Raw genomic sequence first — 24,227 nt, forward strand, 5'->3', positions numbered from 1 at the left:
AATTAATAAGGGTTTTGATTAAGTTTTTAAAGGGCTAAACTGTTTAAATATTTTTCAACTGATTAATATTGTTTATTTAATCAGCAGTAGATCAATTAAATTGACTCAATAAATTGGTTTTAAGTCTTAGTTTTTATCTTAATCTATTGAATTTAAAAATAATATTTTAAATAATTTGTTTTTTCTAAAGTTACATATTGTGTTTATGATGAGTTGTAAATAAATATGTAACTTTAGTCGTAGTGTGTCAAAAATTATCTTTAAGCGTACGAATTCGAGCAAACTCTTCAACGCTTTCGGTACGTAAAAATGGATTGGTCGCCAGTTCAATTTCAATACTGGATGGTAAGGTGATGATATTTTGTTCTCGCAACTGCTTTACCTGTTCATAACGCTCTTGTAGTGCAAGATTGTCGGGTTCGATGGTCAGGGCAAATTCGGCGTTAGACAAGGTGTATTCATGAGTACAATACACTTGGGTATCTGTTGGTAGTGCAGCTAGTCGGTTAAGTGAATGATACATCTGTTCAAAGGTGCCTTCAAATACACGTCCACAGCCCATCGCAAACAAGGTATCACCGCAAAATACACTGCGTAATGCTTCAACAAAATAGACAATATGCCCTAAGGTATGACCAGGCGTTGCAACAACTTCTACATGCAAGTCATGAAACTTGAATTGATCATCATGTTGTAGTGCATTTGAAATCAAATGAATTTTACTGAGCTCTTCACGCGGGCCAAATACAGGAATTTGGGTACCTTCGATCAAGTCTGGCACACCGCCAATATGGTCTTTATGCCAATGTGTTAGCCAGATTTGCGCAAGCTTGAGCTGATGTAATTGGCAATAGTCCTGAACAGGCTTTGCTTCCGTTGGATCGATCACCACAATTTCTGAAGTATGGGTGTCTCGAATAATCCAGATATAATTTTTAAGGCTGTTTTTTACATCAATATAATCAATTTGATAACGCATGACGGATAACCTGATCAAATGGTATGTACTGTTTTTATTTAATCACGATCTGCGTAGTGCAGCACCAGTAGATACGAAAAAATACAGCTTCAGATATAAAAAAACCCTCCGGAGAGGGCAGCAATCTAGCGAAGTTTAGAGAGCCAGTCGCCCAGCATTTGAATAAACTGCACCAGCAATAATAAGATGATGACCGTGAGAATCACCACACTGGTATCGAAGCGTTGGTAACCGTATGAAATCGCCAAGTCACCAATTCCGCCGGCACCTACTGCACCGGCCATTGCCGTTGCACCAATTAGACTAATAGTGGCTGTGGTTAAGTTTAAAATGAGTGAGCTACGTGCTTCTGGTAAAATAAACTTGAAAATGATTTGAAACGGAGAGGCGCCCATGGCTTGCGCAGACTCAATAATACCTTCGTTGACTTCAAGCAAGGAGGTTTCAATCAATCGGCCCATATAAGGACCAATATAAATAGTCAAGGGAACAATTGCGGCCCATGTTCCAATTGAACTTCCCACTAAGAATTTAGTCAAAGGAATCACGGCAATCAACAAAATGATAAATGGCAGTGAACGTAGGGCGTTTACAATTGGGTTGAGCAAGTGATAAATAAATCGGTTAGGTAAAATACCGTTTGGTCGTGTCACCAACAGCACAATTCCTTGGATAAATCCCCAGATGCCACCAAACAGCAGCGAGAAGCACACCATGTGAAAGGTTTCTTGAAGCGCTGTGACAAACTGATCAATCGAAAGTGAACTGTTCCAGAACGGTTGTGTCAATTCGGTCAGCCATTGCACAATTACGTCTCTCATACTTGTTCTCCACTTTGATTGACACTGACACCATGACGCTCTAAAAACTCGATCGCTTGCTGGATAAGGGTGTCGTCACCAAGTAATTGAACAAACATCTGCCCAATCACCGTGCCATCAATTTCGGTCATATTGGCAAACAAGATATTCAGACTAATATCAAACTGCTTGATCATCGATTGAATCACAGGTTCTTGGGCTGATTTACCTAAAAACTGTAGTCGATAAATACTGTGATGATGCTGATGTTCGAGCTTGTTTAAAATATTGACCGGTAAATGTTGTTGCAACACGGTCTGGATAAAGGTTTTTGTCGTTGGGTGCTGTGGACGGCTGAAAATTTCCACGGTCGGTCCGGTTTCAATCACATGACCAGATTCCATTACGGCCACATGGTCACAAATAGATTCAATCACGTCCATTTCGTGAGTGACCATCACAATTGTGATGCCTTGCTCTTGATTGATCTTTTTGAGCAATGCCAGTACGGATTTGGTGGTCTGTGGATCGAGCGCGGAGGTGGCTTCATCACAAAGCAAGATTTTAGGGTGATTGGCCAGCGCACGAGCAATACCGACACGTTGTTTTTGACCACCCGATAGCTCATCTGGAAAGGCATCTTTTTTGTGTGCCAGATCGATAAACTCGAGTAGCTCCATCAAACGTTTTTCGCGCTCAGCTTTGCTATAACCCAAGAGCTTCATTGGCATTTCAATATTTGCAGCCACAGTTTTGGTTTGCAATAAATTAAAATGCTGAAAGATCATACCTATATTTGCACGTTCCTGACGTAATGATGCTGCATTCAGGGCGGTAAAATCTTTTTGATTGATAATGACCTGTCCCTGTGTTGGGCGTTCGAGCAAATTAATCAAACGAATTAAGGTACTTTTACCTGCACCACTATAGCCAATAATGCCAAAGATACTGCCCGCCGGAATATCCAGATTAATCTGATCCAGTGCGCGAATCGTTTGGCCTTTCAGCTCGTAGTGTTTAGAAATGTTTTTAAATTGGATCATGTCGTCAGAAACTATACATAAAAGAAAAAACAGGCAAGTCGACCTTGCCTGTTTCAATTACACCATTATATTACTATTTTGATTCAGTAAGGTAGCTAATCGGCTTATTAACATCCACCTTCGTACCACCAAACTTCTCATCAATGAATTTTTTCACTGCTTCTGTATGGTAAAGCGTACCTAATTTTTGCAATACAGGATCGTTTTGACGTCCTTCAGCAGTCACCAAAAGGTTAACATACAGTTTAGTCGATTGATCTGCTGGCTCATAAAATACGGCATCTTTAAGAACGTTCAAGCCGCCTTCCATAGCTAAAGTGTTGCCTAGCACAATTCCGTCAACATCGCTTTTTACACGAACAGCTGTTGCCATTGGAATGGTTTTAAGCTGAATCTGTTTCGGATTTTCAATGACGTCGTTGGTTGTGCCCTGAATTGGGTTAAAGTCTGCTTTTAATTTGATTAAACCAGCAGTTTGCAACAATGAAAGTGCACGTGCTTCATTTGCAGCATCGTTTGGAATTGCAATGGTGGCTTTTGCTGGGAACTGATCAATTTTTTTATATTTGTCAGAATAAAGTCCCATTGGTTCAATATAAGTTGTCGAAACGGGTGCAACTTTATCTTTGCTTTCGGTGTTGTAAGCGACCATGTAATTATACGACTGGAATGCATTGACATCGATTTCTTTGTTTGCCGTCGCTTTGTTCATTGCCACGTAGTCAGTGAAGTTTTTCACTTCAAGATTAATACCTGCTTGTTTGGTTTCAGGTAGTGTCGCAATAAATTTCCAAACGTCAGTATCAGAACCTGTAGACGCCAGCACGATCTTTTTAGTCTGATCTGCAGCAGCTGCATTGCCTTGCTCAGGCTCTTTTTTGCTACAACCAGCCGCAAGCAATATGCTTGAGGTAAGAACAACACTCAATACTTTTTTCATCAGGTTTTTCCCAGTTACAGCGTTTTAATATCGTCCGGATATCATACTGTGTGTACATGATGATGTGTAGATGACAGTCATCCCAATCCAACGTTAAACGCAATAAAGTCAGTTAATCTTAAAAGTAGGCGAGTATAGTGTTTTTTGATCAGAACGCAAAACAATATAAACAAAAATATATATGAGTTTTTCTGAAAAGAGTTATTAGCCTGAGAGGCATCATAACAATAAAAAAACGCGCAAAAATGCGCGTTTTTTTAAGCTTTAAAATCAGGCTTGTTCGCGTGCAATCGCGCGGTATCCAATATCGCTACGATATTGCATGCCTGCAAAAGTCACCTGACCGCATACCTCAAGCGCATTGATTTGTGCTTCAAGTACGGTATCGCCAAGCGCAGTTACGCATAATACGCGTCCACCCGCAGTGATGATATGACCATCGGCTGTCGTGTCTGTGCCAGCATGGAAGATTTTAGTATCTTCTGGCGACTGGCCAAGACCTGAAATCACATCGCCTTTACGTACAGTTTCAGGGTAACCTTCTGCTGCAAGCACGATACCAATCGATTTACGCTCGTCCCACTCGGCTTCACTTGGCAACTGACCCTCAAGACCTGCTTGCACAAGATCCACCAATGATGATTTAAGGCGCATCATGATTGGCTGAGTTTCAGGGTCGCCAAAGCGGCAGTTGAACTCAATCACACGTGGTTGACCTTGTTCATCAATCATGAGGCCAGCATATAAGAAACCAGTATAAACATGACCGTCTTTGGCCATACCATCAACCGTTGGTCGCATAATGTCTTTCATGACACGATCAAACACGTCTGAAGTAACCACAGGCGCAGGGGAATACGCACCCATACCACCGGTATTTGGACCCTGATCACCTTCAAAAATACGCTTATGATCTTGAGAAGTGGCCATTGGTAAAATATTTTGACCGTCGATCATACAAATGAAACTAGCTTCTTCGCCTGCGAGAAACTCTTCAATCACGACACGTGAACCCGCATCACCAAATTTATTGCCTGCCAGCATGTCATCAATGGCTGCAAAGGCTTCCTCATTGGTCATCGCGACGATCACGCCTTTGCCGGCTGCAAGACCGTCAGCTTTAATCACAATCGGCGCGCCGTGCTGCGTTACATATGCTTTTGCAGCATCTACTTCAGTAAACACATCATAGAATGCTGTTGGAATCTGATGCTTTTTCAGGAAGTCTTTGGCAAACGCCTTAGAGCCTTCAAGCTGTGCGGCATATTGTGTTGGGCCCCAAATTTTTAAACCAGCTTCACGGCATGCATTGACCACGCCATTGACCAATGGTGCTTCTGGACCAACAATAATCAACTCAACCTGATTGTCCTTTGCAAACGCAATGATGGCTGGGTTATTTAAAATATCCAGTTCAACATTTTTGCATTTGTCTTCGGTTGCAGTGCCTGCATTACCGGGTGCAACAAACACTTGAGTGACTTGCGGATCTCGAGCGATCTTCCATGCCAACGCATGCTCACGACCACCGCTACCGAGAACGAGAATATTCATTGGGTTCATACTCCATGAGTCGAGAACCAAATCCTTCACTTTACCTTGCTGCTTGAGTACAAGACCCTCTCACATGGAGAGGGTAAGTCAAGATAAAGAACCGGAAAGTTTCTTATGCTTTAAATGAGTTTTAATTAGTGGCGGAAGTGGCGCATACCTGTAAAGACCATGGCAATACCATGTTCGTTTGCAGCAGCAATAACTTCTTCATCACGCATTGAACCGCCAGGTTGAATAATACACTTAATTCCAGCTTTTGCTGCATTATCGATGCCGTCACGGAATGGGAAGAATGCATCCGATGCCATCACAGCGCCTTCAACCACAAGGCCTGCATGTTCTGCTTTAATTGCCGCAATACGTGCAGAGTTGACACGGCTCATCTGACCTGCACCAATACCAATGGTTTGACGGCCTTTTGCATACACAATCGCATTTGATTTCACATACTTGGCAACTTTCCAAGCAAAAATCAGATCATCGATTTCCTGTTCTGTTGGTGCACGCTCAGTTACTACTTTAAGGTCGGCTGCCTTGATCATGCCAAGATCTTGATCTTGTACCAGTAGGCCGCCATTTACACGCTTGTAGTCGAGTTGTGCTGCACGTTCATCAATTGCTGGAAGTTCGCCACATACCAATACGCGAACATTTTTCTTCGCACCGGTAACCTCAAGTACGCCATCAGCAATACTAGGTGCAATAATTACTTCAACAAATTGACGCTCTACAATCGCTTTTGCTGTTTCAATATCAAGTTCGCGGTTAAAAGCAATGATGCCACCAAATGCAGATTCTGTATCAGTTGCATATGCCAAATCGTAAGCAGCTTTAATGCCATCTAAAGATACGGCTACGCCACATGGGTTAGCATGTTTAACAATCACACAGGCAGGCTTTGCAAATGACTTAACACATTCAAGTGCAGCGTCTGTATCGGCGATGTTGTTGTAAGAAAGCTCTTTACCCTGAAGTTGCTTCGACGTAGAAACAGACGCTTCAGTGGCTTGCGGGTCGATATAAAATGCAGCTGACTGATGCGGGTTTTCACCGTAACGTAAGTCTTGCGCTTTTTGAAGCTGTGTATTAAAGGTACGTGCAAATGAATCTGCCTGACCTTCTTCTTTACCCACACGTGCGCCAAGGTAAGACGCGATCATACCGTCGTATTGAGCGGTATGTTCAAATGCTTTAACTGCAAGATCAAAACGTGTTTCGTATGATAATGCGCCGCTTTGCTCAAGTTCTGCAATCACTGTTGCGTAGTCGCTGGCATTGACCACGATGCCAACAGACGCGTGATTTTTTGCTGCAGCGCGAACCATTGTTGGGCCGCCAATATCAATATTCTCAATGGCATCTGCAAGAGAACAGTTTGGCTTCGCCACGGTTGCAGCAAACGGGTAGAGGTTGACCACAACAAGATCAATCGGATCGATGTTGTGTTCTTGCATTACGGCTTCGTCCAGACCACGACGAGCCAAAATACCACCATGAATTTTAGGGTGAAGTGTTTTTACACGGCCATCCATCATTTCTGGAAAGCCAGTGTGTTCTGAAACTTCAACTACAGCAATGTTATTGTCTTTGAGTAGCTTGTAAGTTCCACCAGTAGATAAAAGCTCTACCCCAAGTTTCGCAAGATTCTGAGCAAATTCAACAATTCCTGTTTTGTCAGAAACAGAAATCAAAGCGCGTTTAATAGTCATGATAAAGTCAACGGTTTAAGTCAAACAGATTAAAACAAATAGGCATAAAAAATGCCCACGAGAACGTGAGCATTTTATCAATTATTCACTCATCAAACCGTGAGCTTTTAACTTTTTACGTAAAGTCCCACGGTTGAGCCCTAAAATTTCAGCAGCGCGGGTTTGGTTACCACGCGTATATTCTAGAACAACAGATAAAAGAGGTTTCTCCATTTCTGCCAGCACCATGTCGTAAACTTGTGATGGTTGCTCACCTTGCAGTTGTGCAAAGTAATGGCGAACTGCGCGATCCACATGGATGCGTAGAGCAACATCAGATTGTGCAGTAAAAATAGGAGATTTGCTATTCATGCGAGTTAATCCGAAAATCAAATACCGCTTGGGTAAAGCAGTATATAAAAGTGGTCTAAAAATTACTGAACCCCGTTTTAGATCCTAAAACAGTGGTTCTAAAACTTGGAAACAATTAGCTTGCCACAACTCCTCACATTTGTATGAAAAATAAGCGTAACAATAATTTAATATTTGTTACCGCTGCGATTTAAAAAACAAAAAAGCCACGCTACGCACTATCTTCTGATAAAGCACGCATGACAATAATGATTATTGTGAGTAAATCGCGAGGACGATGTAGGGCTAAGCTTTCGTGGCGCGTATCATACCATTGTCTAAACAAAAGTGAGCAAATTAACTGCATTTTTTTTAAATTTTTTGTATTTTTTTTGAATATCTAGGCCTTATAAAACCTAACTTAGAGCGAATAAAACGATTTTAAAATTTGCCAATCGTAAATTCTAATTAAAATATCGGGTTTGGATAGATTTATTTAATCGTACTCAAGCTGATATGATTTTTTATATTGAATAAACTCGATATAAAAAGTGTCATTATCGTCTTCGAATTTATTAAGTCATTGTATAAGCATCACGATTGAACAGGCAGGTGAGTTGATGAAATATGATGCGCAGAGGCAGGTAAATGAGTCATCACCCGACATGCTGTCGGCAAGCGGACTGAGTCTTTAAAGAAACCAGCAATTAAAATAAGGCGCGTAGTTGACGCAGGATTTCATAATGTGCCGCAAGCTCTGGATTAAACCATACAATCTGCAACAATAATAAGCCAAATAAAATTAAGTTAATCACACACCAGATTAGATAGTATTTCCAGTGTTTACTTTTCCGTTGTTTTATTTGCTGCTGACGCAAGTTGTCACGGTCACTCGATAAATACAACAATGGAGAATTTAAGCTGTCTACACTTTGAAAATATTTTAAATTGTTGAGATAGGTTAATAAGTCAATATTGGAGTTTTCAATTTTCTGCTGAAAAATCTCAAGCACATTGGGTTTTTCATTGTCATGCTGTATGGCGGATGTAACATGATGCAGCTCATCAAATTTATCAACTAGCGTTACTGGTACATACAAATGTGTGATGGCATTAAAAGTGAAATTACACTTTGCGCAACAAACCATACCCTGAGCCAGCGTAAGCTGCTTTTGCGTTACGTGGTAAATCGTTTTGCACTGAGGGCAGCGGGTTTGTTTGGCGCTCATATATAGACCAGCCTCGTCTAAAGCTTACGCGTGGCGTTTTCCAGAAATACGACACCAGTTTTCTTCGCGTTTCTCGATTTGCAAGATATCAAAATACTGCCTGTAAACGGCAGAGACATCTTCAACCTGTTCTTCGATCACGCCTGCAAGTGCAAATTCGCCTTCGGGTTTTAGTAGCGTTGCAAATTCTGGTGCCAGCATCATGAGTGGACTAGCCAAAATGTTTGCCACTAATACATCAGCTTGAGATTCTTTTGATTTAAATTCTGCATCGAACTCTTCAGGCAAACCTACATACAGACGATCAAGTACGCCATTGAGTTCGGCATTTTGCTTGGTTGCAAGTACCGCTTGCGGATCGATATCGGTGGCATATACCTTTTTAGCACCCAATAAAAGCGCTGCAACGGCTAAAATGCCTGAACCACAACCAAAATCAATCACCGTCTTGTCTTTTAGATCGGTTTGCCCCAACCATTGCAGGCATAAGAATGTACTGGCATGATTACCGGTTCCAAAAGCTAGGCCCGGATCAAGCTTAATATTGACTGCATCTGCATCGGGTGCTTCTAGCCACTCAGGTACAATCCAGAACTTCTCGCTAATTTGGATCGGATCATAGTAATCCATCCATGCGCGTTCCCAGACTTGATCTTCAAGTTGTTCATGACGCATTGGTGCATTAGGCAATTGCGCACTTAAAAACGCTTCAAGTTTGGCAACATCGATTGGATCTTGCTCATCTTCTTGATAAATTCCAGTCACAATCACTTTATTCCAAAGCGGTGTTTCGCCTGGAAGCGGTTCAAGTAATGCCTGATCTTCTGCATCATCTAAAGTGACACTGACTGCTCCGAGTGACAAAAGCAATGTTTCAGTGAAATCAACGTGTTCTTGATCGACAGTAATGTGTATTTGTAACCACTTCACGGGAATGAGACCTAAATTTTCTTCTAAAGCGGTATTGTAACGGATAAATGCAAAGCCAGAACATTAATTTCTTAAGCCATACGATTTATCCGTATTTATGGCGCTTTACTCGGTTTTTATAGCCATCTTATTTTCAGTCGTTATGGGTGAATAACGCTTCAACATACTGCCGAAGAGGGCAGCAAAAATGTACATGAAGATTGAGTAAATAGCGGCTGGCATGGCGATGGTGGTACTCGATAAAATCGTGAGCGCAATGGTCATGGCCAATGTACTGTTATGAATCCCAATCTCAAACGCACAGGCGCGCGCTTGCGTACTATTAATACCGAAGTAGCGTGGTACAAAGTAACCAATGAACAGGCTTGCAAAACAAAAAAGTGCAGTTGCCAGTCCGACTTGAGTAATGTACTCCATAATATTGTGTCGCTCTCTGGTAAGGGCTGCCAAAATAATAAACACCAAAAAGACCACAGCAAAGGTGCGTACGGGCTTATGCAAGCGGTCTGCCAGACGAGGCAAAGTATGCCGTATAATCATGCCCAAGCAAACTGGAACCAAGATGATTAAAAACACTTGAATCACTTTACTAAACTGTAATCCGAGCTGCTGACCGTCATTAATAAAGTGTTGAATTGCAAGATTGACAATAAAAGGTAAGGTAAACGCGGCGATGACCGAGTTGATTGCAGTAAGCGTAATATTGAGTGCAATATCACCTTGATATAAATAACTGAATAAATTTGCTGTGGGTCCACCCGGTGATGTGGCGAGCAACATCAAGCCAACGGCAAGAAGGGGTGAAAGGCTTAACAGTTTGCAGATGAAAAAAGCAATTCCAACCAGAATGACCAATTGACATACCAATGCCAGTAAAACTGCTTTAGGGTGCTTAGCAACGCGTGTGAAATCCTGAGGGCGAAGTTCCAGGCCAAGCCCAGCCATGATAATGGCAAGCGCAATGGGGAGGAATACCGTTATAATACCTAAATCCATTTTTTAAATCCTGAATGAGCTGTTGTTTTAATTCTGTCGTGACTTTTATGTTATTTCATAGATCATTGATACATACAAAAACACAGGTTATTAAAACCTGTGTTTTTACTGGGCGAAATAATTTGAATCGTTTGGGTTATGGTGCAGGTGCTTTGAACTGCAGTTTGCCATCGGCGTTTGGCTGACAGGTACCATTGAATGTGACACCTTTGTAGCCATAAGAGGCCCAGTCACCTTGCTTTTTCTTCATACACGCTTTTATCTGAGCATTGGTTTCTGCTTTGGTCATTTCAGCATTTGCCATACTCATTGCTGCTAAGCTGACAATTGCCACAGAAAAAGTTTTTAACATGATGTTTTTCATTTTGCATACCTATTATATAAATTTGATTTTGAAAGTGATTCATAAGTGGTGGTACATTTTTTATTCTAAAATTGATTTTAAAAAAGTCTATTGCTTTCTATTTTAATACTGAAACAAATTGTCAAAACCTGTGTGCGACTATGAATTTTGTATCAATAATTTTGTAATAACATGCATGATCCTAGGGTGAACTTTGCTATAATGTTCCGTCTTTTTTTTCTGGTGATTTTTTGCCATGCATTATCCTAAAGTTTATGATGTTATCGTGATCGGTGGCGGGCACGCAGGTACCGAGGCGGCATTGGCTGCTGCACGTATGGGACGACAGACTTTGCTCTTGACTCACAACATTGAGACTTTAGGGCAGATGAGCTGTAATCCGGCCATTGGTGGTATTGGTAAATCGCATTTGGTTCGCGAAATTGATGCCTTGGGCGGTGCTATGGCGCTGGCAGCAGATAAAGGGGGGATTCAATTTCGAATTCTCAACTCAAGAAAGGGTGCAGCCGTTCGTGCTACGCGTGCACAGGCAGACCGTGTACGCTATAAAGCGGCTATTCGTGATTCACTTGAAAACCAGCCAAATCTAGATATTTTTCAGCAAGCAGCCGATGATCTGATTGTAGAGGGTGATACCGTCAAAGGTGTTGTCACCCAGATGGGCATTCGTTTTGACACCAAAACAGTGGTTTTGACCACAGGTACGTTCTTGGGCGGTGTGATTCATATTGGCTTAGAAAAGTCGAGCGGTGGTCGTGCCGGTGATCCGCCTTCTATTGCTTTGGCTGATCGTTTACGTGAGTTAAAACTTCCGGTGGGACGTCTTAAAACAGGTACGCCACCACGTATTGATGCACGCTCGGTTGATTTTTCTGTCATGACGGCTCAGCCAGGTGATTTTCCATCTCCTGTGATGTCGTTTATGGGTGATGTATCCATGCATCCAGAGCAGGTAAGCTGCTATATCACGCACACCAACGAAAAAACTCATGACATTATCCGTGGTGGACTGGATCGTTCACCAATGTATACGGGCGTGATTGAAGGGGTTGGCCCACGTTATTGCCCATCTATTGAAGACAAGATTCATCGTTTTGCCGATAAAGATTCACATCAGGTATTTTTGGAGCCTGAAGGGTTAGATACGCACGAACTTTATCCGAACGGGATTTCAACATCATTGCCGTTTGATGTTCAGTTTGAATTGGTTCGTTCAATTCGCGGGATGGAAAATGCCCATATTTTGCGTCCAGGCTATGCCATTGAATACGATTATTTTAATCCGCAAGCATTGAAATTTACTCTAGAAACTAAAGCGATCCAGAACTTGTACTTTGCAGGTCAGATCAATGGCACAACCGGTTATGAAGAAGCTGGTGCGCAGGGTCTATTGGCGGGTCTAAATGCAGCACGTCGTGCATGGGATCAGGAACAATGGACGCCTAAACGTGATGAAGCATATATGGGTGTGCTGGTCGATGACTTAATTACCTTGGGTACGAAAGAACCCTACCGTATGTTTACCTCACGTGCCGAGTATCGCTTAATGCTACGTGAAGATAATGCAGATCAGCGTTTGACCCCGATCGGACGTGAACTTGGATTGGTCGATGATACCCGCTGGGCAGCTTACTGTGAAAAAATGGAAGCAGTTGAAACTGAAACGGCACGCTTGGCGCACCTTTGGGCGGCACCAAACAACCCAATGGGTAAAAAGTTTGTCGAAATGACTGGTGCCGACTTAAGTAAAGAGTGCAGTGCAATTGATTTGCTTAAACGCCCAAATATTAACTTTACCCAAATTGCTGAGCTTACAGGTTCAGATGTTGCTGTACATGTGGGTGAGCAAATTGAGATTGCAGTCAAATATGAAGGCTATATCAATCGTCAGCACGAAGATGTTGCACAGCTCAAGCGTCTTGAAGAAACAAAAATTCCAACCGATTTTGATTATGACGCTGTATCTGGTTTATCAAGAGAAATTACGCAGAAGCTCAAAACCGTTCGTCCTGATACGCTAGCTCAAGCGCATCGCATTCCGGGTGTAACTCCTGCAGCCGTTCAGCTCATTATGATTACTATCCGTAAAAATGCGCAATTAAAGAAAACAGCATAGTTTGGGCCTTATGCTGAACAAAAAGCCCAATTTTGATTGGGCTTTTTTTATGAACGTAAAGACGAAAGCAGAAATACTGTTAAACATTTAAATGCATATTCTGTGCGTTTTTTCTTATTTTTCATCTGATCAAATTTTTTCTATAGTGTCTTTACATTCTAAAGCAAGAGGTAATGTTTATGACCATGAAATCCATTCGTTACAACGGTTATGACCTTGCATGCTGTTTTTCATGTATGGCTTAACACGTATTACGGGTGTCACACTGAAGAACGGGGCTTCATGTGGCAAGTTCTGTACAATAAAAACTGACAGCGCAAAACTAAGAACAGCAATAAAAACGATTTTCAAGAGAGCATAGTTGCTCTCTTTTTTTTATTCTTCTATTTCATTGACGGCTTGATGAAGTTCGGCTGGTTCAATATGAATGAGTTTTTTACCAAAACTTCTGAGCCACCATACCAATTGTGATGTAAACGGCACTTCAGCGCTCACCTCATACAGATTTTCATCGATCATCTGAATATGCTGTTCTTTGGTAAGCTGGCTTTCGTAAAAGCTCTGCGCCGTACTTTCATTAACGGTGAGTTTGAGCTGAATCATCTCGGTCGGTTTACTGTAATCAAAACGGAAACCAAGGGCACCCGACTCAATGTAGTCATCGATATCGAAATCGACGGGGTGCAAAGCGCGCGAATTCAGTACAGTTGCTGATTTAAAACGGTGCAAGGCAAAGGTTTGCACTTCACTTTTACCATGACGAGTACAGATCAAATAAATAATTGCACCTTTTTGAACCAATGCAAGTGGATTTAAAATATAGGTTTTTTCATCTGCCTGAATATTGCGTGGTGTGTAAATACATTCGATTTGCTTGTCTTGCAATAAACCTTCGTAAATTGCCTGCTGAGCCTGCTTGTCGACAGTGGGTGGAATTAGAGGTTGGCTAGCAGGTACAATCCGAACGCGATTGATCCACTGTCTTACGTTATTTTGAGTAGACAGGCTTCGACGAGCCAGATCAAACCATGGGTTCATTTCGTCGATCAAACTGGGTGGAAGTAAATGTTTGAGATGCTGTTCCACCATCATAAACGTAACGGCCTGAGAGCTGGTCATGTGCGGTAAACTTTGTAGCGGTGCATCTGCTCGCCAGCGCCATCCCTGAGGAACGGTTTTATTGCTTTCGATTGGAAATCGTTGTGCAATCTGGTTTAAATCTCGCTGTATGGTACGCAAACTGATTTCAATGCCTTCACGCTCTAAAATTTCTTGCAATTCACGTGTGCCCATCCATTTTCCGGTCGAGAGTCGTGATAAGATGTGCCACTGGCGAAAGAGGCTATTCGATGTTTCTTTTTCTTGTGAAGACATAAGCGACTAAATCAAACAAAATACTTTAATTACCTACACCTTAAAAAAACTATTTTGGTTTGGCAAGAATGTAAGAACAATATTGCCTATATTTTGATACAGGTTAATAGATGAAATACATCACAACTCGGTTCATTATGTAAGACAAGAAACACAACGAGACAGCGAAATGGCATCATATTTGCTAGTCATAAAATAAGTAAACGAGAAAGGCGAGGTCTGTATGTTAGAAGAAGAGAAAGACTTGCATACGATAAGTGAGCATTATATGAAAGAAAAATTGACCAACGTTTTATCAACCCAGCCTTCGTTTCTGAACCAGCTTAGCGTAAGCACAAATCTTTTTGATCAACTTAAATCTAAGTTTTTTAACGAGATGCTGGATGATGTAACGTCTAACGGAGAAGCATCAAAAAAAATTGAACAATGGCTATCGACACATTCATTGGAGGAGTTAAAACAGTTAAACAATCATGCGAAGCAGCATTTTTTGTATGAGGGAATTACGTTTACGGTTTATGGCGATCAGGAAGGAACAGAGCGAACTATCCCATTTGATCTTATTCCACGAATTATTGAAACAAAACAATGGGAAAAAATTTCTACAGGTTGTGAACAGCGGGTTAAAGCACTTAATTTATTTTTAGACGATATTTATCACCATCAAAATATACTCAAAGAAGGTATTGTACCGCATACACAAATTATGAACCACGAAGCTTTTCAGCCACATATGCTGAACCACAGTTTAAAAGGGCAGGTTTATTCACAAATTAGCGGTATCGATATTATTCGAGATGGAAAAGGTGAGTTTTTTGTTTTAGAAGACAATCTACGTACACCTTCTGGTGTTTCATATATGCTGGAAAGCAGAAAAATCAGTAAAAAACTGATGCCAGAACTTTGTGTTGCAAACAAGCTACATGAAATCGAACAATATCCAACAGTGCTTAAGGCGATTCTGGCCGAAAATGCACATGTGGATAATCCTTTAATTGTGATATTGACACCGGGTCGATTCAATAGTGCTTACTATGAACATGCCTTTCTCGCCCGAGAAATGGACGTTCCTTTAGTCACTAGTCGCGATTTGTATGTTGAAAACGATACGGTTTATGTCAAGACGATACGTGGTCGTCAACGTGTCGATGTGATTTATCGTCGTATCGATGATGCATTTTTAGATCCGCTTACATTTAGACCTGACAGTAGCTTAGGTGTACCAGGTTTGATGTCTGCATATTTAAAAAATCGTGTGGTGATTGCCAATGCACCGGGAACGGGTGTGGCCGATGACAAATCGGTTTATCCGTATGTCGATGACATGATTAAATTTTATCTGAATGAAACTCCAATCTTAAAGAATGTCCCGACTTACCAGTGCCGTCTGGATGAACATCTAGACTATGTACTTGGTAATCTTGAGCGTCTGGTGGTTAAAGAGGCTCAGGGCTCGGGAGGATACGGAATGTTGATTGGGCCAAAAGCTGAATCTGCTGAAATTTCCGAATTTAGAAAAAAAATCCTTGCGCATCCGCATTTATATATTGCTCAACCTACACTCGATCTATCGGTTGCTCCGACATTAACTCAGGATGGTATTGCTGAACGTCATATCGATTTACGACCATTTGTACTGACTTCACCTGATCGCACTGAAATTGTTCCTGGTGGTTTAACCCGAGTTGCCATGAAAGAAGGCTCTCTTGTGGTTAATTCTTCACAGGGTGGCGGAATTAAAGATACGTGGGTTGTTGATGCACTGCATTCCTAACTAAATCAGGAAGGAACTTTATGATTTTACTTAGTTCAAACGCGAATAATATTTTTTGGTTAGGGCGCTATTTAACGCGCATCCAGTACTTTTGCAATAAACTCCCTTTTACGGACGATCAAAAGGCAATTGATTTTAGTCATGCGTTTTGTTTGCCAGCTTATGATGCTGCATCACTCAACACCTTGGCACTTGATCCTGAACAGCAATTTTCATTAATGAGCCAGTTTGCAGTGGCACGCGATAATATTCATGAACTGCGCGCCGTATTGAGTGCTAATACATACGCTGAAATGATTCAACTAGTGAAAAATGCCAGTAGTCAGCCGGGTTATATTTGCGACGTTGTTTCGGAATGTAATGAGCTGCTGGAGTCTGAATCTGAAGATGTCTTTTTGTTTTTTAGTTTGGGTCAAAAGCTTGAACTGCTAGACAGTCTGATACGGTTTAAACAAGACCCATCATCGGTATTAAATGAAATCGATGTGATTATAGGGCTATTAAATGAATTGGGGTGGACTGCACTTGATGATGCTTGGATTTCATTGAAGCAGTCTCCAGACACCATGTCACTTTATCACTTTGGCGATCAATTGCAGTTAATGTTTGAGGGAACTGCATGAAGTTAATGGTGAACCATCAAACGCATTACCATTACAGTGAAATTGCGTGTAATAGTATCCAGTATATCAAGATGGTTCCCCAAAGTTCAGCGCATCAAACTGTACATAACTGGGACATTAGTGTCCCAGGTGTACATGATGTTCAGCGCGATATCTTTGATAATATTTGGATGACTTCGTCGCAACGTTTTAATTATCTGAATCTCACCATTATGGCGCAGGGTATAATTGAGTTGTCTCCTCAAAGTGGTGTAAACCATGCACTGCACCTACCTGTGGAATTGTTTTTGCAACATACACCTGCGACACAATGCTCGGTTGAGATGCTGGACTTTGCGATGTCTATTATGAGTAATAAAACGCTCAATAGTTTGCGTGTTTTGAGTGAACGTATCTTAAGTCACGTCTCGTATTTGCCTGAATCGACAACAGTGCAAACCACTGCGGAGCATGCGTTTGAGTTAAAAAATGGTGTGTGTCAGGATCATGCCCACATTATGGTGGCAATGTGCAGGGCGCTTGGATTACCTGCGCGCTATATTTCTGGTTATTTGTATGATAATAATTCGCCGCACTTGGCCAGCCATGCATGGGCGGAAGTGTATCTTGACGAAAAATGGCATTGTTTCGATGTCAGTAATCAGATTTTTGAGCCAAACACGTTAATTTATGTTGCAATAGGACGTGATTATTTTGATGCCGCTCCTGTACGGGGGATTCGTGAAAAGGGGGGTATTGAAAAGATGATATCAACGGTGCAAGTGTTGGCGTGTTAGATGGAAGTGGAATATATGACCTATTGTTGTGCATTACGTTTAAAAGATGGTTTGGTGTTTATCAGTGATACACGAACAAATGCAGGTGTGGATCAAATCTCGGTTTTTCGCAAACTTTATACTTTTGGTAAAGAAGGGGATCGTATTATTGCGATTCAAACTGCCGGAAATTTAGCAACGACTCAGGCGGTGATTGGACATTTGCGTAATCAGTTAACGTTGCAAGAAGAGCCAAATATTTATACGCTCAATACCATGTTTGAGGTGGCGCAGCATGTTGGGCGTACTTTACGTAAAATCATTGCAGATGTGACCGATGATACCCAAGAACAAAGTAATTATTATTGTAACTTGTTGATAGGCGGACAAATTGGTAATACTGAAATGCAGTTATATCATATTTATCCTCAAGGGAATTTTATCTGTGCCACTAAAGATACGCCATTTTTTCAAATTGGGGAAAGTAAATATGGTAAGCCGATTCTAGACCGTGCGCTTACCTACGATATGCCACTCGATGAAGCTGTACGCTGTAGCTTAATTTCGTTTGACTCGACGCTCAGATCAAATGTATCTGTGGGTATGCCACTCGACTTGCTGGTTTATCGTGCGGATACATTGAAAATGCCACGAGGGAAACGAATCACTCAACAAGATGAGTATTTTCAAAAGATCAGCCGACAATGGTCTGAGACTTTGCGCCGTGGTCTACATGAAATTCCTAAACCTGAAGAAGACTATCTGGAATAAAGACTTAAATTTATTCCAGATAAATGCAGTCAGCTCAATTTAAATTTTTTGACGCTGTGGACGTTGCGTAAGACGACACAGCAGTTCATAGCCGATCGTTCCATTGGCTTTAGCTACATCATCGACCAAGCGTTTTTCGCCCCACAATTCGACTTCTGCTCCAAGTTCAATCTGTTCATCTGTGATATCAATAGCCAGCATATCCATACTCACGCGACCAATCAGTGGCTTTAATTGGCCATTTATTGAAACATAATTTTGTTCAATAAAGGCACGCGGGTAGCCATCACCATAGCCAATCGAAACGATGGCAATGTCCATTGCATGGGGCGCAGTAAATAGTGAACCGTAACCAACACGATCACCCGTATTAAGATGATTAATTGCCATCACACTGGCAGTTAAACGCATCACCGGTTTCAGGCCTAATTCTTCTATACTTCGATCTGCAAATGGGCTTGCACCATAAAGCATAATACCTGGGCGGACATAATCAAAATGCAACTCTGGCCAGTTATAGATCGCGGCTGAATTACAGCACGAGAGCTCAATAGGTGCACATTGAGATTGAATGCTCAGCAGGGTGTCGATCTGCTGCCGATTCATGGGATGATCAGGCTCATCTGCATTGGCAAAATGCATAGTTAAAACACAGTGAAAACCTTCAGATTGTAGTAATTTAATTACATCTACAATCACTTCTGGTTTAAAACCTAAGCGGTTCATGCCGCTATTGAGTTTGACCCAGACCTTAAGTCCTTGCGCGTTATATTGTGTTTTGTGAGCAAGCAGCCAGTTTAATTGCTCAGCCTGATGAATCACGCATTCGAATCGGTGCTGAAGTACAACAGGCATTTCTTGTTCTGAAAACACGCCTTCTATCAGTGTCACAGGGTGTTGATAGCCAGCTTGTCGGATTTCTAAGGCTTCACTCAAGCACGCCACCCCAAATGAATCTGTGGCATTTAAGGCATCTAAACAGTCTTTGACACCATGCCCATAAGCATTGGCCTTGACCATACTCACCACCTTGGCATTTGGTGCCAGCGCTTTAACACGATTAAAATTATGCTGAAGTGCTGTTTGGTCGATGTAGACTGTCGCTTGACGCACCCTGATTACTCCCTTGCAAATCTAACTTACTCTTCGTCATCGTATTGGCTGTAATACTCTGGCGAGAGATTACTAAAACGTGTGTACTGTCCCTCAAAAGCCAATCGCACAGTACCAATTGGGCCGTTACGTTGCTTACCAATGATAATTTCGGCTGTGCCTGCTTCTTTAGATTCTTTGTTATAGACTTCATCACGATAAATAAACATGATTAAGTCGGCATCCTGCTCAATCGCACCCGATTCACGCAAATCTGACATGACCGGACGTTTATTGGGTCTATTTTCTAAGCTACGGTTGAGCTGAGATAGTGCAATCACAGGACATTCCATCTCTTTGGCAAGTGCTTTTAAACTTCGCGAAATTTCACCAATCTCACCTACACGGTTGTCACCCATGCCCGGAACTTTCATGAGCTGCAAATAGTCGATCATGATACAGCCGAGTTTGCCACCATGTTGTTTGGCAATACGTCGAGCCCGTGCACGAACTTCTGTAGGTGGAAGTGCAGAGGAGTCATCGATGTACAAATGCTTTTCTTGAAGTTGTAAAATTGTACCCGTGACCTTTGACCATTCATCGCCGTCGAGCTTGCCCGAACGTAAATGCCCTTGATGCACCTTGCCATAAGATGAAATCAGACGCATGGCAATCGAATCTGCAGGCATTTCCATCGAAAATACCAGCGCAGGTAAATTACAGTTGAAAAGTACACTTTCGACCAAATTCATGGCAAAGGTAGTTTTACCCATTGATGGACGTGCGGCCACGATAATCATATCGCCAGACTGCATTCCGTAGGTTTTATTATCAAGCTCAACAAAACCAGTAGATAGCCCGGTAATATTGCCATCAAGTTTCGATAGTTCATCGAGTTTGGTGATGACATCTGCGGTTACCGAGCTAATCGATTTTGGGCCTGCATCTTTTTTGTTGTTATTGTGCTGTTCGGCCAGCGAAAAAATATTGGTTTCAGCCAAATCTAAAATTTCGCTGACCGGGCGACCTTTGGTGTCATAGGCATTTTGTAAAATGTCACTGCTGACCTTGATCATGCTTCGAAGTGTTGAAAACTCTTTAATTTTATTGGCATAGGTTTCAAGATTGTAAAAACTCGATGGCGAATCTGCCATTAGTTGCATTAGATATTCTTCACCGCCAATGGCATCGAGTAGATTTTGTTTGAGTAACCAGTCATTGACCAATACAGCATCGTACGGAGAGTTCTCAAGGGCTAATTTTTCAATAGCACGATAGATATATTTATGGCGTGTCGCATAAAAATCATTTTCTTTGAGTAAGTCACCCACTTGTTCAAAAGATTCGGCAACGGTCATTAAGGCTGCCAAAACAGCTTGTTCAATAGCTAAATTATGTGGTGGGGTACGAAATTCTTTTAACTGACCTGAGTCACTCACTTTACTCTCTGTGTTTGGAGAATTTTTTGTAAAATTGGCATTCGCCTGTGACATAGCAAGACCTAATAAAAAGATGAACCAAAAACCAAGTGCCTATCTTAATGCAAATGCAGCGGAACAGGACAAATAAATTCATTGAAAATTGTGTAAGCAGTACAATAGTCTATTCAATCAACACTTTGATGATAAGCACACAAAACACTGAGGTAGATTGTGCAGTGGTATTAAGGGAAAAGATGATTGAAGGTGATCTCTATTCGATCATTCATGAAGAGATGAGATATTCAATCTCTTCATACTTATTTTGAGTAAAATAAAATTTAAGGCTTGGCAAACCAGTCTTTTTCAAACTTGCCATGTTTTAATCGATAAAGCGAAAGCCCATAACGAAGATTATTATGAGCTGCATCTTTGACAAATCCAGTATCTTTCCCAAGAGAATAAAGAAATGCATCGATCAGTAGTAGAGTGAAGTCGATAAACCACCAAAACCCCAGACCACCTAGCGTAATTAATTTTAAAAAACCACTCAGTTTTTTTCCAAGATAGAAGCGATCTAGGCCTAGAATTCTAAAGAACATGGCAAGGATAAGAGCAACAATTCGATTTTTCTTTTTCATCGTTATGACCATCTATAAATTATCGTGTAAAAATTCATCATATTAATAATAAAAAAAGCATGCTAAAAAGCATGCTTTTTTTGTGAAGCAAAAATTACTCAGATACGATTGTAACGAGAACTTCTGCAACAACATCATGGTGCAATTGGATTGCGATGTTGAATTCACCAGTGTGACGAAGCGCACCGTTTGGTAGGCGTACTTCAGCACGGTCAACTGCAAGACCAGCATTTGTTAATGCGTCTGCAATATCACGAGTACCGATTGAACCGAATAGTTTACCTTCGTCACCAGCTTTCGCAGTGATTACGATGTTAACTTCGTTCAACTGATCAGCACGTGCTTGAGCAGAAGACAAAACTTCAGCTTCTTGTTTTTCAAGTTCAGCACGACGAGCTTCAAAAGCAGCAGTGTTTGCTTCGGTTGCAGCAACAGCTTTACCCTGAGGGATCAAGAAGTTACGGCCATAACCAGCTTTAACTGATACTTTGTCACCAAGTTTACCTAGGTTTTTAATGCGTTGTAATAAGATAACGTCCACAGCTCACCTCACTTATGGTTGTCAGTGTACGGAATCAAAGCCAAGTAACGAGCTTGTTTGATCGCAAGCGCGAGTTGACGTTGATAACGAGCTTTAGTACCAGTGATACGGCTAGGAACGATCTTGCCGTTTTCAGTGATGTACTGTTTTAAAGTGTCGATATCTTTGTAGTCGATGTACGCAACATTCTCAGCTGTAAAGCGGCAGAACTTGCGACGACGGTAAAAACGTGCCATTGATGTTCTCCTTAAGCTTCAGCAGATTCTTGAGCTTGTTGTGCTTCTTCACGTTGAGCTTTACGCGCACGTTTTTCTTCAGCACTTTTAGCAAGTAAAGATTCTTCAGTGATTGCGTTTTCACGACGGATAATGATGTTACGAATAATTGCATCGTTATAACGGAACAATTCTTCAAGCTCATCAAGAGTCGTTTGACCACATTCAACATTCATTAGAATGTAGTGTGCTTTATGAATCTTGTTAATTGGGTAAGCCAATTGACGACGGCCCCAATCTTCTAGACGGTGAATTTGACCTTCAGCTTCTTTAATTTGTGAGATATAGCGTTCAACCATACCCACAACTTGATCGCTTTGGTCTGGATGTACCAAGAGTACGATTTCGTAGTGACGCATTGTCAGCTCCTTACGGTTTAAACAGCCCCTAACCATATTGTGGTCAGAAGCAAGGAGTCATAACTTAAAAAGCTATGTCGCAAAATAGCGAGGCTAGATTATAAAGAATAACGGTATTGAAAACAAATGAATTAGTAAAAACGACGTGAATTATTTCTGATGATGTATAAAATAATCCTCTCTTATTAAAAGAGAGGAAGATTTGGAGCAGGGGACTGGTAGCTAAAACTAAAGCTTAAGCTCAATAACGTAATCAAGATTACAGAAAAGAGAAACAAACGCTTTGCCCAGAGTTGATCGTTTTCTGCCTTGAAACCAATAATCGACAAATATAACCAGTATGCACTGAGTGCATTAAAGGTGATCAGGAAGAAAATATTGGTATAGCCAAAACAGTACAGTCCATTTAAAACCGCCGCAAAAAGTACAATGTAAATTAAACATTCCACTTTGGTTCGAAAGACGCTACGTGCAACAGGAAGAATGGGAATCCCAGCATTTTTGTAGTCATCAAATCGATAAATCGCAATGGCCCAAGAATGAGGCATTTGCCACAGCGCATAAGCCAAAAATACCAGTAATGCCGCAACATCAAATTGCTGACTCACTGCCGTGTAACCAATAACCGGCGGACATGCTCCAGAGACACTGCCAATGATAGTCTGATGAATAGATGTGCGCTTCGTCCAAAGACTATAAAGCACCACATAAACAACAAAACCAATTAAAGCAAATGCAAATGAATACGGATTTACCCAAAACCATAAAATACCAAACCCAATTAAACCTAAAGCCAAGGCAAAAATGAGTGCAGTAGTAGGAGAAATGGTTTTTTTCACTAAGGCACGATTTTGTGTACGCTCCATTTTCTGGTCGATATCTTGATCAATCACATTATTGACCACACAACCAGAGGCGACAACAAAAGTGGTTCCTAGAAGAGTAAGGATAAGTAAAAGGAAATCTACATGGCCTTGGGCGGCTAAAAAGAAGCCGCCCAAGGTGGTAATGAAATTACCAAACAGAATTCCTGGTTTTGTCAGGAATAAATACTTTTTCAGCATGACAATCAGTTTAGATCATCATGTTGAAATGAAGGTAATTCATGATCCATACCGAACCGACTAGCAAGATAGCAATCGTTAAAATGGTATAGATAAATGCAATAAGATTCCAGCGTTGTTCAGATGAGGTATTCATGTGTAAAAAGAACACAAGTTGAACCAACACCTGAGCAACGGCAGTAATACCGATTACAGTCATGAGTAGGCCACGACCAAACCCTCCAGCCATAACCATTCCAAACGGAATAATGGTTAACACGACTGATAGGATGAATCCAATCGTGTATTGCTTGAAGTTACCATGTGAAGCGCCAGAAGCATTATGATCATGACTCATTAGAGAACTCCCATTAGGTAAACGATACTGAATACACAGATCCATACGATATCAAGGAAGTGCCAGAACAAGCTTAGACAAGCAAGACGACGGGTGTTTGGTAAAGTGAGGCCTTGTGTTTTGATTTGATACATCAAAACAAGCATCCACACCAAGCCAGAAGTTACGTGAATACCGTGCGTACCTACCAAGGTAAAGAACGCAGATAAGAAC

The 24,227-nt window shown here is 41.4% G+C and carries 26 protein-coding genes; 5 read left to right on the forward strand and 21 right to left on the reverse strand.

Annotated features, from left to right (window positions below):
• Positions 1 to 247 precede the first annotated feature (247 nt).
• The 11 genes from gloB to ADA42_RS06015 form a co-directional block, all read right to left on the reverse strand.
• Positions 248 to 979, reverse strand: a complete 732-nt coding sequence (gene gloB / locus ADA42_RS05965) for a hydroxyacylglutathione hydrolase (protein ID WP_048764088.1) — start codon at positions 977 to 979, stop codon at positions 248 to 250.
• Between the two features lie 125 nt (positions 980 to 1,104).
• On the reverse strand, positions 1,105 to 1,800 hold the full coding sequence (locus ADA42_RS05970) for a methionine ABC transporter permease (RefSeq protein ID WP_004938958.1): 696 nt from the start codon (positions 1,798 to 1,800) through the stop codon (positions 1,105 to 1,107).
• Positions 1,797 to 2,822: a methionine ABC transporter ATP-binding protein gene (locus tag ADA42_RS05975; RefSeq protein ID WP_004938956.1), complete on the reverse strand. Its 1,026-nt coding sequence runs from the start codon at positions 2,820 to 2,822 to the stop codon at positions 1,797 to 1,799. Before ADA42_RS05975 ends, ADA42_RS05970 begins: the two co-directional genes overlap by 4 nt.
• A 73-nt stretch (positions 2,823 to 2,895) precedes the next feature.
• Positions 2,896 to 3,762: a MetQ/NlpA family ABC transporter substrate-binding protein gene (locus ADA42_RS05980; RefSeq protein ID WP_004938954.1), complete on the reverse strand. Its 867-nt coding sequence runs from the start codon at positions 3,760 to 3,762 to the stop codon at positions 2,896 to 2,898.
• A gap of 270 nt (positions 3,763 to 4,032) precedes the next feature.
• Positions 4,033 to 5,316 carry a phosphoribosylamine--glycine ligase gene (purD, locus tag ADA42_RS05985; RefSeq protein WP_048764090.1) on the reverse strand — a complete coding sequence of 428 codons (1,284 nt, stop codon included), beginning with the start codon at positions 5,314 to 5,316 and terminating at the stop codon, positions 4,033 to 4,035.
• Positions 5,317 to 5,450: 134 nt separating this feature from the next.
• Positions 5,451 to 7,025 (reverse strand): bifunctional phosphoribosylaminoimidazolecarboxamide formyltransferase/IMP cyclohydrolase, encoded by a 1,575-nt coding sequence (gene purH / locus ADA42_RS05990; protein ID WP_004948285.1) that lies wholly within the window; start codon positions 7,023 to 7,025, stop codon positions 5,451 to 5,453.
• 81 nt (positions 7,026 to 7,106) lie between these two features.
• Positions 7,107 to 7,376, reverse strand: a complete 270-nt coding sequence (gene fis / locus ADA42_RS05995; RefSeq protein WP_001086304.1) for a DNA-binding transcriptional regulator Fis — start codon at positions 7,374 to 7,376, stop codon at positions 7,107 to 7,109.
• A gap of 686 nt (positions 7,377 to 8,062) precedes the next feature.
• Positions 8,063 to 8,584 (reverse strand): MJ0042-type zinc finger domain-containing protein, encoded by a 522-nt coding sequence (locus ADA42_RS06000; protein ID WP_004948282.1) that lies wholly within the window; start codon positions 8,582 to 8,584, stop codon positions 8,063 to 8,065.
• Positions 8,585 to 8,608: 24 nt separating this feature from the next.
• Positions 8,609 to 9,514, reverse strand: coding sequence for a 50S ribosomal protein L11 methyltransferase (gene prmA, locus ADA42_RS06005; RefSeq protein ID WP_004948279.1), 906 nt, complete (start codon positions 9,512 to 9,514; stop codon positions 8,609 to 8,611).
• Positions 9,515 to 9,619: 105 nt separating this feature from the next.
• Positions 9,620 to 10,510: a bile acid:sodium symporter family protein gene (locus tag ADA42_RS06010; protein WP_048764093.1), complete on the reverse strand. Its 891-nt coding sequence runs from the start codon at positions 10,508 to 10,510 to the stop codon at positions 9,620 to 9,622.
• A 136-nt stretch (positions 10,511 to 10,646) separates the two neighbouring features.
• On the reverse strand, positions 10,647 to 10,874 hold the full coding sequence (locus ADA42_RS06015; RefSeq protein WP_004938933.1) for a hypothetical protein: 228 nt from the start codon (positions 10,872 to 10,874) through the stop codon (positions 10,647 to 10,649).
• A 235-nt stretch (positions 10,875 to 11,109) separates the two neighbouring features.
• On the opposite strand from ADA42_RS06015, the gene mnmG reads away from it, so the two are divergent.
• On the forward strand, positions 11,110 to 12,990 hold the full coding sequence (mnmG, locus tag ADA42_RS06020; RefSeq protein WP_004948275.1) for a tRNA uridine-5-carboxymethylaminomethyl(34) synthesis enzyme MnmG: 1,881 nt from the start codon (positions 11,110 to 11,112) through the stop codon (positions 12,988 to 12,990).
• 375 nt (positions 12,991 to 13,365) lie between these two features.
• Here mnmG and ADA42_RS06025 read toward each other — a convergent pair whose 3' ends face one another.
• Complete coding sequence (locus tag ADA42_RS06025) at positions 13,366 to 14,364, reverse strand: helix-turn-helix transcriptional regulator (protein WP_004938928.1); 999 nt, start codon at positions 14,362 to 14,364, stop codon at positions 13,366 to 13,368.
• A gap of 223 nt (positions 14,365 to 14,587) precedes the next feature.
• On the opposite strand from ADA42_RS06025, the gene ADA42_RS06030 reads away from it, so the two are divergent.
• The 4 genes from ADA42_RS06030 to ADA42_RS06045 are packed head-to-tail and all read left to right on the forward strand — an operon-like array spanning position 14,588 to position 18,287.
• On the forward strand, positions 14,588 to 16,138 hold the full coding sequence (locus ADA42_RS06030) for a circularly permuted type 2 ATP-grasp protein (protein ID WP_048764095.1): 1,551 nt from the start codon (positions 14,588 to 14,590) through the stop codon (positions 16,136 to 16,138).
• 20 nt (positions 16,139 to 16,158) lie between these two features.
• On the forward strand, positions 16,159 to 16,761 hold the full coding sequence (locus tag ADA42_RS06035; protein WP_048764097.1) for an alpha-E domain-containing protein: 603 nt from the start codon (positions 16,159 to 16,161) through the stop codon (positions 16,759 to 16,761).
• Entirely contained in the window at positions 16,758 to 17,537 is a 780-nt protein-coding gene (locus ADA42_RS06040; protein ID WP_004948271.1) for a transglutaminase family protein, read from the forward strand. Before ADA42_RS06035 ends, ADA42_RS06040 begins: the two co-directional genes overlap by 4 nt.
• 15 nt (positions 17,538 to 17,552) lie before the next feature.
• A complete protein-coding gene (locus ADA42_RS06045) occupies positions 17,553 to 18,287 on the forward strand; it encodes a proteasome-type protease (protein ID WP_048764102.1) in 735 nt (244 codons plus the stop codon).
• Positions 18,288 to 18,326: 39 nt separating this feature from the next.
• Here ADA42_RS06045 and alr read toward each other — a convergent pair whose 3' ends face one another.
• The 9 genes from alr to ADA42_RS17960 form a co-directional block, all read right to left on the reverse strand.
• A complete protein-coding gene (gene alr, locus ADA42_RS06050; RefSeq protein WP_048764099.1) occupies positions 18,327 to 19,400 on the reverse strand; it encodes an alanine racemase in 1,074 nt (357 codons plus the stop codon).
• Between the two features lie 26 nt (positions 19,401 to 19,426).
• Positions 19,427 to 20,872 (reverse strand): replicative DNA helicase, encoded by a 1,446-nt coding sequence (gene dnaB / locus ADA42_RS06055; protein WP_048764100.1) that lies wholly within the window; start codon positions 20,870 to 20,872, stop codon positions 19,427 to 19,429.
• Positions 20,873 to 21,138: 266 nt separating this feature from the next.
• Positions 21,139 to 21,438: a TM2 domain-containing protein gene (locus ADA42_RS06060; RefSeq protein ID WP_048764103.1), complete on the reverse strand. Its 300-nt coding sequence runs from the start codon at positions 21,436 to 21,438 to the stop codon at positions 21,139 to 21,141.
• A gap of 94 nt (positions 21,439 to 21,532) precedes the next feature.
• Positions 21,533 to 21,979 (reverse strand): 50S ribosomal protein L9, encoded by a 447-nt coding sequence (gene rplI / locus ADA42_RS06065; protein WP_004938905.1) that lies wholly within the window; start codon positions 21,977 to 21,979, stop codon positions 21,533 to 21,535.
• An 8-nt stretch (positions 21,980 to 21,987) separates the two neighbouring features.
• Entirely contained in the window at positions 21,988 to 22,215 is a 228-nt protein-coding gene (gene rpsR / locus ADA42_RS06070; protein WP_004928375.1) for a 30S ribosomal protein S18, read from the reverse strand.
• Positions 22,216 to 22,226: 11 nt separating this feature from the next.
• Entirely contained in the window at positions 22,227 to 22,613 is a 387-nt protein-coding gene (gene rpsF, locus ADA42_RS06075; protein WP_004938902.1) for a 30S ribosomal protein S6, read from the reverse strand.
• Between the two features lie 185 nt (positions 22,614 to 22,798).
• The gene (gene cyoE, locus ADA42_RS06080) at positions 22,799 to 23,677 is read right to left on the reverse strand and encodes a heme o synthase (protein ID WP_025094467.1); all 879 of its coding nucleotides are present in this window, start codon (positions 23,675 to 23,677) and stop codon (positions 22,799 to 22,801) included.
• A gap of 10 nt (positions 23,678 to 23,687) precedes the next feature.
• Positions 23,688 to 24,014: a cytochrome o ubiquinol oxidase subunit IV gene (locus ADA42_RS06085; RefSeq protein ID WP_004938898.1), complete on the reverse strand. Its 327-nt coding sequence runs from the start codon at positions 24,012 to 24,014 to the stop codon at positions 23,688 to 23,690.
• On the reverse strand, positions 24,014 to 24,227 hold a 214-nt coding region (locus ADA42_RS17960), incomplete at its 5' end, for a cytochrome c oxidase subunit 3 (protein WP_171249917.1). The genes ADA42_RS06085 and ADA42_RS17960, both read right to left, overlap by 1 nt.

This window comes from Acinetobacter sp. 243_ASPC (genome assembly GCF_001054715.1).
In the GTDB taxonomy this organism is placed as follows: Bacteria; Pseudomonadota; Gammaproteobacteria; order Pseudomonadales; family Moraxellaceae; genus Acinetobacter; species Acinetobacter soli.